The organism is Pirellulales bacterium (assembly GCA_035656635.1).
Taxonomy (GTDB): Bacteria; Planctomycetota; Planctomycetia; order Pirellulales; family JADZDJ01; genus DATJYL01.
This window is the reverse complement of record DASRSD010000085.1, coordinates 1-12,597: the sequence shown is the minus strand read 5'-3', so window position 1 is coordinate 12,597 and position 12,597 is coordinate 1. Positions and strand designations below refer to the sequence as shown.

Below are 12,597 nucleotides of genomic sequence, written 5' to 3'. Positions count from 1 at the left end.
AGAGTGCCTTTCCAGATCGAACGGAAAGCCATGATAAACCCCTTGTAAGTCGGAGGCCTCCGTGCAGAAAGATGGCCTGCTAGCAGTGCAAGCATCGTGCCGGTGCGGCTTTTATGATAAGAAGTCAACGCAGAACTGCCCGGAACTGGCAGAGAATTGGCCGAATTGGCACCTAAACGAGCAGCACCGGCCGCCTCAGAGCCTTCCTGAACACGATTGACAATCATGAACGATCTTGGCGCGCGGGGATGGCCGCATCCCAAAGGCGTGCCGTATTACCACCGCTGCCAGAAAACAGCTGCTTGCCGTCCGCTGAAAACGCGACAGAGGTAACTAAACCTGTATTTCCCGTGGGGGCGTCGAAACAGCCGCGCGACCAAGAACGTTCAAATCCGGTCGCCCGGATTTTAATCGACAATAGCGCTCAACTGGTTGTCAGCGAAGTGCCGTTTCTAATTTGGCAGCAGGATGTTGCGCCGAATCGGTCACCCGACAAATCCAGTTCAATCGGCCAATTAACGGTGACTCGGCGGTATGACGAGTGGCGGCAACACATTTTCAAACAAAAGATTACGGAGTTCAAATCCGGTTGCCAGTTTGGTGGCTATTGCTGCAACCGCACATCACTTTGCGAACTGCTATAATCGATCGTTTAGCCTGGAGTTTCATCGCAATGGCCGACGTCACGCGAATTCTAGTCGATATCGAACAAGGCAAGAGTGAAGCAGCCGAACAACTTTTGCCGCTGGTTTATCACGAACTTCGTGAACTTGCCAGCGCCAGGCTTGCCCAGGAAAAGCCCAACCAAACTTTGCAGGCCACGGCGCTTGTGCATGAAGCATATTTGCGGCTAATCGGGCCGAGGGCGGAAGGACAATCCTGGAGCAATCAAGGCCATTTTTTTGCGGCCGCGGCGGAGGCAATGCGGCGGATTCTCGTCGAGCAAGCGCGGCGCAAGGGACGAATTAAACACGGCGGCCAGCAGCGCAGAGTAGAACTGGATTCCGCCTGTGCCGTATCCGAATCACCTTCCACAGACCTAATCGCCATTGACGAAGCAGTTTCCAAGCTTGCTGCCGTGGAACCGATGAAAGCAGAACTGGTGAAATTGCGCTTTTTTGCCGGATTAACAATGCCCGAAGCCGCCGCTGCGTTGGACATTTCTTTGGCTACCGCCGAACGGCATTGGTCGTTTGCACGCACCTGGCTCTTTGCCGAAATGACGGAAGATCGTCCAGAAACAGATAAAGAAGTTTGATTCCATGAGGGGTTTTCAACCTGGATGTCGCATTGGGAATAGAGAGATAAAGCCATGTCGAATCCTTCCCCTCTGGAATCGATCTATTTTGCCGCCCTGGCTAAACCGGCCGAGGAGCGAGCGGCCTTCTTGGACCAGATGTGTGGCCGAGACCCGCAGCTTCGACAAAAAGTCGAACGAATGTTGGCCGCACAATTGGACATCGGGAGCTTCCTGGAGCGGCCGGCGGTTGGAGAAGCTGTGACGGGCTTGCACGAACCAGAAATCGAGCACGTCGGCAAAGTGATCGGCCCCTACAAGCTGCTCCAGCAAATCGGCGAAGGGGGCATGGGCGCGGTGTACATGGCCGAGCAGACGGAGCCGGTCGTACGCAAAGTTGCACTCAAGATCATCAAGTCGGGGATGGACACACGACAGGTGATTGCGCGGTTCGAGGCGGAGCGGCAGGCACTGGCCCTGATGGACCATCCGAATATCGCCAAAATTCTTGACGCCGGCACTTATTTGGGGCGCCCTTACTTTGTGATGGAGCTGGTCAAGGGCGTGCCGATCGTTCAGTACTGTGATGAGCATCGTCTCACCCCCACGCAGCGATTAGAGCTGTTCGTTACCGTTTGCCATGCCGTTCAGCATGCACATCAAAAGGGGATTATCCATCGCGATTTGAAGCCGACAAATATCCTCGTCGCCGATTACGATGACCGCCCCGTGGCCAAAGTCATCGATTTTGGCGTGGCCAAGGCCATCGGTCAGGAGTTGACCGAAAAAACCATGTTCACTCAGTTCGGCCAGATGGTCGGCACGCTCGAATACATGAGTCCCGAACAGGCCAAGTTGAATCAGCTCGATATTGATACGCGGAGCGACATTTATTCGCTGGGGGTACTGCTGTACGAACTGTTGACGGGCACAACGCCGTTTGGACACGGGCGGCTTCAGTCAGCCGCCTTCGACGAGATGCTGCGCATCATTCGCGAAGAAGAACCGGAGAAGCCCAGCACGCGGCTCAGCACGACCAAAGAACTACCCAGTATTGCCGCCAGCCGCCAGTTAGACCCGAAAAAGTTGACCGGGTTAATGAAAGGCGAGCTCGACTGGGTCGTGATGAAGTCTCTGGAAAAAGACCGCGGCCGGCGGTACGAAACCGCCAATGCTTTTGTGCAAGACATCGAGCGCTACCTGCACGACGAACCTGTTGCAGCACGGGCCACAAGTTCTGTGTACCGCATTCGCAAAACAATCAGACGTAATCGTCTGGCGTTTACAGCGGCGGCCGCAGTTTTGGTAGCAGTGATTGCGGGAGGAGTAATCAGCACGTGGCAAGCCATTCGGGCTACGCGCTCCGAGCATGAACAGACGCGTTTGCTTGTCGAGGCGGAAAAAGCACGCGCCGCCGAAGAAGAGCTTCGCCAACGGGCCGAAACCGGCGAAAAGCAGGCCCGCACCGAGGCCACGAAGAGCCAGCAGGTGGCCAAGTTCATGCAGGAAATGTTGAATGGCGTGGCGCCTTGGGTTGCCATGGGGCGCGACACGAAGTTGCTGCGCGACATTGTGGATTCGACCAGCCAACAGCTCGACAAAGAGCTGGCCGACCAGCCCGCTGTCGAAGCGGACCTGCTAACTACCCTGGGAAATGTTTATTCGGACCTTGGAGAAAAAAGAAAAGGCGCCGCCATGTTCCGCCGTGCGCTGGAATTGCGCCAGAAGCTGTATGGGCCAGAGCACGTTGATGTTGCCAAGTCGCTAGTCGATGTAGGTCTCTCTCTATTTTGGGACAAAAAGTATGCCGAGGCGGAAGCGCTACACAAACAGGCATTGGCGATCCAAAAGAAATTGCTGGGAAATGAGGATCCGACAATCGCGGTAACGCTCAGCCATTTGGCGGATGATCTCACGAATCAGGGCAGAATGAGCGAGGCGCAGGATTTATATCGCACTGCCTTGGACATGAACCGCAAACTGGTCGGTGATGATAGTCTGGAGGTGGCGAAATCGCTGCTCGATTTGGGGGACTCATATCACCAACTATGGCAGTACGACAAGGCCGAACCGCTCATGCGCGAATCGCTAGCCATTTATCAAAAACACTTGCCTGATGGTAGTTGGGAAGTGACAAATTTGCGGAGTTACGTCGCGTGGATGCTTGAGCTACAAAAGAAATATGATGAAGCGGAACCGCTGTTGCGCCATGCCGCCGAAGTTCAAAAGAAAGTGTATGGTCACCTCAGCACGCATTTGTTGTACGTACTAGGCCGGACGTTGCACGGTCAAGGCAAAGAAACTGAAGCCGAGGATGCATTTCGCCAGTGCCTTACCCAATTCGTGCGAGGTGGACCTGAGGATCGGATTTTCCCGGAGCTGAATTACCAATTTGCCGAAGTTCTCTGGAAGCAGCGCAAGTTCGATGAAGCGGAGGCCGCTTACCGCCGTGCCATCGAGGCCGTCGCCAAAGAGTTCCCCACGGAAAACAGCTATTATCTACGGTATCAAACGGGGCTGATCGAAGTGTTGATCGCCGAGGGGAAAATGGCGGAAGCGGAGACCACGTTTCATCAATTGCTCGCGGATGATTCTAGGCTAAAAGGCGTAGAGACCTATGTACCAGTTGTCTGCAATACGATGGCAATCGCTCTGCGGCAGCAGGGTAAATTCGCAGAGGCCGAATCGGCGGCGCGCCAAAGCCTAGCCTGGGAGCAAAAACACAGCAGCGACCACAGCCCCCTGCATATCTCTCGATATACCCTTACCTTGGCCGAAGTGCTTGCCGACGAAGGGAAGCTGGCGGAAGCGGAAGCCAGTTGTCGCCTGCTACTTGATAAATACAGGGACGTCGCAGGGGGGCAATACAACGTCTCCTACATGAATATTGGCCTGACGAATGTTCTGCAATCGCAGGGGCGCTTGGCAGAGGCGGAAGAGGTGGCTCGTCAGGAAATCGAAGTGCAAAAGAAACTTGGCGGAGATCAAGACCGGTTCATGCCGAAGAGTTTGATTCCGCTGGCCAGCGTGCTGTTGGACGAAGACAAACTGGCCGAAGCCGAGAAGATCATCCAAGAAGCAATCGCCAGGCTGCAAAAGCGATTCGGCAACGAAACGCTGGACAGCGCTAAGGCCCGCGTGATTCTCGCCGGCATTCAAAGTGCCAATCACCAGTTTGCGGACGCAGAAGAGAACTATCGACAGGCATTATCGTTTCAACAGCAGCATCTATTGAATTCCCCGCTTTCGCCGGGAGACGAGTACTTTGACCTGTCAAACACAGTGGAGCATTTTTCCAACTTTTTGCGCGAGCAGGGGCAAACGGCTACAGCGGAAATTGTGGAGCGCGAAATACTTGCAAAAGTTACTGCGGCCATCGGCGAAGAGCAGCCGCTAGTAGCGGAAATCAAAGAGCAATTAGCGCAGATGTTGCTCGGCGAAGGAAAAGTCGCGGAAGCCGAGCCACTGGCTCGCCAGGCACTAGAACTGCAGAAGAAGTTTGCGCCGGAGAGTCGGCAAAGATACCGCGCAGAAAATTTGTTTGGCCAGTGTTTGCTCGAGCAAGAAAAATACACCGACGCGGAGCCGCCATTACAGTCGGGTTACGAAGGAATGGAGAAACTCACACACGGTTTTCCCGCAGCACATGGCAAGGAAATCAAGCAGGCTCTGCGCAGCCTGACGAAACTTAGCAAGGCCACGGGCCAGTCCGACAAAGCTGCCCAGTGGCAACAGAAACTTACTGACCTGGAAAAATCCGATTCGCCAACCAAGGATGTTTTGCAGACATCGAGTAACCAATAGCGCCGCTTAGTTCTGAATGGGGCGGCAGGTTCACCGCCTGAAACGGCCGCAATACGTTCAATGTTTTCGAGCAACTGCGCTAAAACTGCGCGCACGCAACGACACGTTAAGGAGTTTTATTATGCTCAGCCACAATCGAAAACTATTATTGATTTTATTTGTTGTCCTTTGCGTCATTGCGCCGCTGAGAGCAGCGGCAGCAACTGTTCAACATCTCTCTTTCGGCGCCACCGATAATGCAACCGTCCAAGGCGCCGGACCACGAACGGGCACCAATGGAAAAACCTTCTTTACTTTGGAAGGCTCCAGCAACGGTTCCTTCGCCAGTTTTGGCGTCGCGGACTTCGATTTCTCCACCATACCGCCCGGCCATCTGCCGCAGGCTGCGTCCCTTGTCGACGCGCAGTTGAAGCTGACTCAAAACAACGCTTTTTTCAGCGTGGCCGGTCCGATCAGTGTTTATTACACCCCGAACACCGCCGTTAACATTCAGCCGGGCACTTCGCCGCTAACAGATCAAACCGGAAACGACGGGGCCGCATCGGTCGATCCACTGCTTTCACCGTTGACGTTGCTAGGCAGCGGGATGTTTACCGATACGGCCAACTCTACGGTCGATTCGGTGGCTCTTTCATTCACGGGCGCTGCGCTGCCTGCCTTTCTGAATGCGTTCAACAATGGCTCAACACTTCGTTTAATCATAACGGCCGATGCGCCGAGCACGGCAGCGACGTATGTCGGCATTGGTGGCGGCACCGATCCGTTTTTAAGTTTCGACTACACCGTTGTTCCTGAACCAGGCAGCGGTGTGTTGGCCATCATTCCGGTCGCTCTGTTTTGGAGATTACGAAAGCGGCAGCAACCACCCGGCACAAAAACAAGGCTAGTACCGTCAACCCAATTGATTTGCTGACGGCCTGAACGTAATTTGCTATGCTGTAATGCACTTCAACGTGCGGAATACGTTAATACAAATAGGAGATTGTCATGAACCCTACAAAAAGCTCGCTTGGCATACTGCTCCTTGTTTTGACCGCAACGGGCGTAGCACAGGGCCAAACTTGGACAGGCGCGGTCAATGGAAATTGGAGCAATGCCAACAATTGGTCGCCGGCGAGTGTTCCGAGCACGTCGAGCGTGAATACCCAGTTGACATTCGGCGCCACGGCCAACGGAACGATGACCGATGACCTCGGTTTCATCAGTTCCTTCGCTTTGAACAAGATGACTTTCACGGCCGCGGCCCCAGCCTATTCCCTGGGCGGTAATTTCACGCTGAACTTTGATTCCAATAGCAGCAGCGTGTTGCCAACCATCACGATGAATTCCAATAATGCCGTTACGATCAATGAAAACGCCAACTTAAACAATAACTTTACGGTGTCCGGCAGCGGCGCCGGCGTTCTGACCTTCGGCGGCAGCGTCAACACCAACGGCGGCACCATGACCTACTCAGGGGCCGGCGCCTTGGTACTCAGCGGGACAACCGACAATAATAACCTGGGCCTGACCGTCAATTCTGGGACGGCGATCCTGGCCAAGACCAGTTCGTCGACCGTGCATGCGATCGGCGGCTTCGGCCTGATTATCAACGGCGGAACGGTGCAACTTGGCGGCACCGGCGGAGACCAGATTTACGATGGCGCGAATGTCACCATGAACGGCGGCATGCTGGACGCCAATGGGAGCAGCGAAGCCTTCGCAACGCTGAACCTGGGAGGTTTTGGCGCGCTGGCGAATAACGCCGCTGGCACTTCATCCGCGCTGTCGCCCACGGGCATTATCCTGTCCAGCGACGCTCTCATGGGCGCAACGTCCAGCGCCAATTTAATCATCAACGCGCCGATTAGCGGCAACCACTCGCTGGAGATCGCCAGCGCCGACACCGGCGTCGTCGCCTTGAACGGTACGAACTCCTATACCGGAGTGACCGACGTCGTGGGCGGCGAGCTCGATATCCCCACGATTGCCAACGGCGGTGCGAATAGCCCGCTGGGGGCGTCGTCCAACTCCGCAAGCAACCTTACCCTTGTAGGCACCGGGCGCCCTAGCACCCTGATGTTGACCGGTGTCAACTCTACATACAGCACCGACCGCGGTCTGACGGATTCTGGTGGCGCCATCGGTGTCCAAAACGCTGGCACGACCTTAACCTGGAACGGCCAAATCACCGGGGGGGGCAGCTTGACGAAAACGGGGGGCGGCGTACTGGTGCTGACGAACACCTCGAACAATTACCAGAGCGGTACCTATGTCGAAGAAGGAACGTTACAGACACCTGCTACTCCACCTTCTCACGGTGTATCAGCTGATCAGGTCCTGCCGTACGAGAGGAACGTTACAGTCGCCGCCGGGGCACGGTGGCTCGTGACCAACGCAGTAGTTGGAAACGGCATATGGGTTGGCGATGTAAGCCTTGAAGGTGGAGAACTAGACGTGACTGGAGAAGCCCAACTTTATGTGACTAGTTTAGTGGCGGACACCCCAGGCAGTGTAGTCAACCTAACTGGCTCAGCGCAACTAATATTTTGGGGAACACCGGCAACTGCCAGGATCAACGCTGATACCACATGGTCTGGCGACAGTCTTTATCCCTTCGTGTTTGACAGGTATGGTGATCCGATTGAACTTATTGTCGCCCCAGGCGCTACGCTGACAAGCAGCGTTTTCTTGTCACCTATCGACGTTAGCTCATCCCCATTCCACATTAGCGGCGGGGGAACGGTCTATATAACCACGCGGATTAACAACGAGCCAGCAGACTACGTAGTCTACCAGGGCCGGCTGCGGGCGGACAATTTGTCAGTTGCCAGCGATGGCAGTAGCGTGCTGGGACTCGCTCAAGCCGGTTTCCTCACACTTGACGGCGGCACGCTTCAATACAGCGGGCCGACCGCCACGTCGCCGATGCCGATTACTGTGACATCCAACGGCGGAACCCTCGAAGTTTCCAATGCCGCCACCACGTTGACCTATACCGGAACACTCTCCGGTTTTGGACCATTCATCAAAAATGGGCCGGGCGTATTAATCCTCGACAACCTAGCCAATGCCTATGCCAGCGGCATTACCGTCAGCGGCGGGCGGATCGATGTGAGCGACGACGCGCAGCTTGGTGCCGCTATAGTTACGGTCAATCCCGCGGGGACATTGCGGTACACTGCCGACGCGACGACCGCCCGCACGTTCAATTTAACTGGCGGCAAATTGGAAGCACCGGCAGGAGTGACGCTCACGCTCAGCGGCGCCGCCGTGAACGGTGGCTTTATCCGCGGGGCCGGCACCTTTGTGGTCACTGGCGGCGCCACGTTAAGCGCGGCAACGACACTCAATGGCACAACCATCAACCAAACCGGCGCGGCATCGTTCACCGATTTCACCAATGGCGGCGTGTTAAACCTCGCCGCGGGACTGCCAGATCCGGTATCGCTAGATGGATTCACCAACCAAGGCAGTGGGGTCGTTACCGTTGGCGCCGGCAGCCAAGTCAACGCGTCCGATTTTCAATCGTACGGCGTGGTCACGCTCAATCCGGGCAGCGCCGCCACGCCAACACTGCTGACCGCTACCGGCGGCTCGGCGATTTATCTCAACGGCGGCAGCCGCACGTACATCGGCTCGGCCGCCAGCCCAGACCCACTATCCGCCACGCTCTCCGGCAATATCGAGCTGAATGGCGGCTTGCTGGTCAATAACGGCACCGTTAGCGGAACCGTGGATATCAATTTCGGCGGGTTGGCCAAAGGGGTCGGTACTTACGGCGTGGTGAATGTGAGCCTGGGGGGAGTATTTTCTCCCGGCAACAGCCCAGGAATTGTGACCGCCACGCAAGTCACAATCGGTTCCACCGCCACGCCCAGCGGCGCGCCGACGCTGCTCATGGAGCTGGCCGGCACCACGCCTGGCACTCTTTACGACCAACTGCATGTGACGGGCCAACTCTCCCTGGGTGGTTTATTGGAGATCACGCTTGCGCCAGGGTTCAATCCAACGAGCGGGAACCGATTCGATCTGCTCGACTGGGGCTCGCTTAGCGGTCACTTCGACAGCTTGAGTTTACCGGCGCTTTCAGCGGGCTTGGCCTGGAATACCACGCAGCTTTACGTTACCGGCGTCTTGGCCGTGACCGATATCAATTTGTTGCCGGGCGATTTCAATCGTGACCATCATGTCGATGCATCGGATATTGTGCCGGCGATAGTTTCGTTGACTAATCCTACCGTTTATGAAGCGCAATACGGAGTGAACGCCACCGATTTATCCATCATCGGTGATCTGAACGCCGACGGCCGCTTCACCAATGCCGATATGCAATCGCTGTTAAATCTTCTCCTCTCTGGGGGCGGATCAACCACTCCCGTCCCCGAGCCTAGTGCGTTCGTGATGAGCATCTTGGCGTTTGGGGTGGCGGCGGCGATGAAATACCGGAGCGAATTTGGCTCCCTGCCACTAAGCACGCTTCGCCTTCCTTCCCTGCCTTATTCACATAAGCGCTAACTCGCACTTTTGACATTTCGCTGGCTGGGAATGGCCCATACAAATAGGTGAGCTTGTCTGGATCATTCATTGCCGGATCAAGCCAGGCGTCGTAATCGCCAGGCGATAAAATGACTGGCAATCTGGAAGATGCGCTGGTGCTTTTCGATGGTCAGAAACTCTTTCAAGCCATGCACGGTATCGGAGCGTTTATCCGCGGCCAGGCATCGAATAACGAGCATGGATTGCGAGTGGCGCGGCTACTTGATCGAGTCATCAACGACGTGGCAATTCTCGATTACGAAGTGGCCGTCGAATTTACTGAGCCCGGCCAAAATCACACCGTCGCATTGGAAAAGCTGGCCGACGACTTCGACACGAAACTGACGGGCCGAATCATTGCCGGCGCCAAACCGCTCGACAACTGGCAAACCTGGGTACCCAAAGATGCCAATGCTTTCTCGCTGAACTTCGGCATCAACTTGCACGAGCTGTATAGCGGCATTATCCAAAATGTGCGCGAGGAATTTCCCGAATCGCAACAAGGGATCGACAAGTTCGCCGCGCTCCAGGAACAAATAGGCGTCAATTTCGATCGCGACATTTTGCAATCGTTCAACGGCGAATCGGTCTGCGTGGCGATGCCCATCAAGTCCGATGATGGATCGGTCCGCCAGGAATCAGTCAGCGGGCTGCGATGCAGCAATCCCGACAAAATTAAGGAACTGCTGAGCTGCGGCGTTGAAGCTTTGAATAAGTTGCCGGCAATGCAAACGCAGCAAGTCAAGCTTGAAGATTGCAAAGATCTGGAAGGATTCCAAGCCCTGCATGCGGCGATTTTGCAAATGTTCGGCGCAATTCCGGTCGTAGGATTCCGCGACGGCTGGATGATTGTCGCCTCGAACCAGGAGGCCGCGAAAGAAGTCTTTGCGGTGCGCGCCGGCAAAGTCGAGTTGATCGATGCCGCCGCAGGTTTCAAAAAACTTGGCATCAATTCCAATGGGACAATTTACTCGCTGAAATACCAAGAAATTGGCGCGATTGTGCGACACGTGGCCGACATCATCGATAAAGTCGGCGCCGTGGCTCCCATGTTCCTCAGCATGGCGGCACCAATGCTAAGCCCGAGGAAATCAAACCAGTGCAAGAAGTTCTTGAACTTCTGCCAAGCATCGCCAAAGTCGTTCGCAGGTTCGATTACTTCGGCCACAACCTGAACGTAACTCGCGCGGGATCAGTGCCCTATACATACATTTGCGAATCGGTCACCGAAGTACGGATGAATCGCCAGCAATGAGAATCATTACTGCTGCTATTGTTATCGCATTGATGGTATGCTCCGCCGGTGGTGTCGGGCTTTCGGCGGAGGCGGCGAACTTCAGCGAATTCTTTGCGCCGACTGGAGACGATGGAAATCCAGGCAGCATCGAAAAGCAGTTTTGCACAATTGCCCATGCTCGCGATGCTGTCCGTTCGATCAACCAGCAAATGACCGGCAACGTCGTCGTCAACCTGCGCGTGGAACCGACACTTTACGCGCGCCCCTCGAATTCACCGTCGCCGATTCCGGCCAGAACGGCTTCAGGTCATCTACCGCGCCTTTGAAAAAGAAGTCCCCGTCATCAGCGGCGGCGTGCCGGTCACCAGCTGGACCATCGATCATGACAACGTTTACAAAGCGCCGCTCAACTGGAACGGCTGCCCGGGTCGGGCTCGAATCTCCAACCGAGATGAAAGCCGTCGACGGGCAACTGCTGATCGACCAATTGATTGGCTTGGGCTTCACTGTCGGCCTGAATGAGGAAGAAGTCCACGACGAAAACCAGTCGAGCGGAAAAAAGGATGGACTTTTTGCTCACGCGTAAGGGGCTCGTAACACACCACAATCGGCTTCTAGAAGTTGAAGACGATGTCGCGCTTAATATCGATACCTTTTTCACAGCCGGCGAGGGAAGGCGAGGTGATCACAGCGAAAGTTAAGAGTTGTCGCAAGCTGTTTCGTGGCAATTTCATGCCTCGCATTGTACCCGCAGGGGCGGCTTTTTCACGCTGATTTTCTCGATCGAATGTAGAAAATGATGAACTTCGTTCACGAGATCACCGCAGCAGTGGGTCGATTGGGCCGATTCTCAGAACACGATATATACTCGCGTAGAAAAGTTTTTCGCTAGGGTACCTGCGTGGGAACCATCTTCGTACAGCTGATGCGTTCGTGAACGTGCACCGCCGTGTCGGGCCCTGGACAGCACATGGCGAAAACGGTCTGGGCAGAAGCCTATATGGGTCCAGGAATTGACCCAATCGGCCCATCAACGTTCAGGAATCCAGCGAGTTCGACGCCGTCAGAATGAAATGTCATACAGTCGTGTTATCGATTGAACTTTCGCACGATCCGGACCGGCGGATACTCGATTTTCGACGGGCGAGATTTTTTGTGAATTGCGAGTCAGATTTCATGCGGGTTTTCCGTGGCCAGGCCGTGAAAGACCACGATGCGAAACAAGGCGCAATAACTGGCGCCTGCGCCATCCTAAGCCACACTGCGACCGTGGCTCAAATTGAACTGAACGACGATGGCTCGTTCTAGCGCAGCGTGAAAATTCTCGCAGATATTTGTTTTGCCCACATGCTGCTCAAACTCAGCCTGTCGCATCAGTTTTGCCGGTTGCGGTGGAGCACCGCACAAGATCAGAGTCCTTTTGCTGGCCTGACATTGCTTGGCTAAATCTTCGAGAGCTTGTAAACCCGTAGCGTCGATAGCGGTCATATTTCGCAGCCGTAAAATGACAATCGGTGGTAGTGTGTCCAGACACTCGGCCACTTGTGAAATCTTTTCGTTCGCCCCGAATAGAAAGGGCCCATGAATGCGAAATACAGCAACGTATTCTGGAATGGGCTTATCCTGCAAAATATGTAGCCAGCCTTCCTCGACGTACTGAGGGGTCACTCGCATTATGGTTGTCGTACCAGTTACTTTTCGGATGTACAAAAGTGCGGCCAGTACGATTCCAGTTTCGACTGCTACCGTAAGATCAGCAAAGACGGTCAACGCAAATGTTATGGCCCATACGCTTATGTCG

General features: G+C 55.1%; 9 protein-coding genes. 6 read left to right on the top strand and 3 right to left on the bottom strand.

Annotation, left to right across the window (positions count from 1 at the left end; all coding sequences use genetic code 11):
- On the bottom strand, positions 1-227 hold a 227-nt coding region (locus VFE46_07990; protein HZZ27932.1), incomplete at its 3' end, for a hypothetical protein.
- Positions 228-673: 446 nt separating this feature from the next.
- Between VFE46_07990 and VFE46_07985 the strand changes: the two genes are divergently transcribed.
- From VFE46_07985 to VFE46_07965, 5 genes are all read left to right on the top strand, one after another.
- Positions 674-1,258, top strand: coding sequence for an ECF-type sigma factor (locus VFE46_07985; protein ID HZZ27931.1), 585 nt, complete (start codon positions 674-676; stop codon positions 1,256-1,258).
- A gap of 54 nt (positions 1,259-1,312) precedes the next feature.
- Positions 1,313-5,041: a tetratricopeptide repeat protein gene (locus VFE46_07980; protein ID HZZ27930.1), complete on the top strand. Its 3,729-nt coding sequence runs from the start codon at positions 1,313-1,315 to the stop codon at positions 5,039-5,041.
- A 121-nt stretch (positions 5,042-5,162) separates the two neighbouring features.
- Positions 5,163-5,954 (top strand): hypothetical protein, encoded by a 792-nt coding sequence (locus tag VFE46_07975; GenBank protein HZZ27929.1) that lies wholly within the window; start codon positions 5,163-5,165, stop codon positions 5,952-5,954.
- A 74-nt stretch (positions 5,955-6,028) separates the two neighbouring features.
- Complete coding sequence (locus tag VFE46_07970; protein ID HZZ27928.1) at positions 6,029-9,538, top strand: autotransporter-associated beta strand repeat-containing protein; 3,510 nt, start codon at positions 6,029-6,031, stop codon at positions 9,536-9,538.
- A 110-nt stretch (positions 9,539-9,648) separates the two neighbouring features.
- A complete protein-coding gene (locus tag VFE46_07965; protein HZZ27927.1) occupies positions 9,649-10,734 on the top strand; it encodes a hypothetical protein in 1,086 nt (361 codons plus the stop codon).
- A gap of 25 nt (positions 10,735-10,759) precedes the next feature.
- Here the strand turns inward: VFE46_07965 and VFE46_07960 are convergent, their stop codons facing one another.
- Positions 10,760-10,972 carry a hypothetical protein gene (locus VFE46_07960; protein ID HZZ27926.1) on the bottom strand — a complete coding sequence of 71 codons (213 nt, stop codon included), beginning with the start codon at positions 10,970-10,972 and terminating at the stop codon, positions 10,760-10,762.
- 206 nt (positions 10,973-11,178) lie between these two features.
- Between VFE46_07960 and VFE46_07955 the strand changes: the two genes are divergently transcribed.
- Positions 11,179-11,382 carry a hypothetical protein gene (locus VFE46_07955; GenBank protein ID HZZ27925.1) on the top strand — a complete coding sequence of 68 codons (204 nt, stop codon included), beginning with the start codon at positions 11,179-11,181 and terminating at the stop codon, positions 11,380-11,382.
- A gap of 665 nt (positions 11,383-12,047) precedes the next feature.
- Here the strand turns inward: VFE46_07955 and VFE46_07950 are convergent.
- Positions 12,048-12,597, bottom strand: a 550-nt coding sequence (locus VFE46_07950; GenBank protein HZZ27924.1) for an STAS domain-containing protein, incomplete at its 5' end; no start/stop codon positions are given.

Bases quoted from the DNA above. Each gene is read 5' to 3' on its own strand.
- VFE46_07985 (HZZ27931.1), top strand. From the start codon at position 674: ATGGCCGACGTCACGCGAATTCTAGTCGATATCGAACAAGGCAAGAGT.
- VFE46_07980 (HZZ27930.1), top strand. From the start codon at position 1,313: ATGTCGAATCCTTCCCCTCTGGAATCGATCTATTTTGCCGCCCTGGCT.
- VFE46_07975 (HZZ27929.1), top strand. From the start codon at position 5,163: ATGCTCAGCCACAATCGAAAACTATTATTGATTTTATTTGTTGTCCTT.
- VFE46_07970 (HZZ27928.1), top strand. From the start codon at position 6,029: ATGAACCCTACAAAAAGCTCGCTTGGCATACTGCTCCTTGTTTTGACC.
- VFE46_07965 (HZZ27927.1), top strand. From the start codon at position 9,649: ATGACTGGCAATCTGGAAGATGCGCTGGTGCTTTTCGATGGTCAGAAA.
- VFE46_07960 (HZZ27926.1), bottom strand. From the start codon at position 10,972: ATGGGCAATTGTGCAAAACTGCTTTTCGATGCTGCCTGGATTTCCATC.
- VFE46_07955 (HZZ27925.1), top strand. From the start codon at position 11,179: ATGACAACGTTTACAAAGCGCCGCTCAACTGGAACGGCTGCCCGGGTC.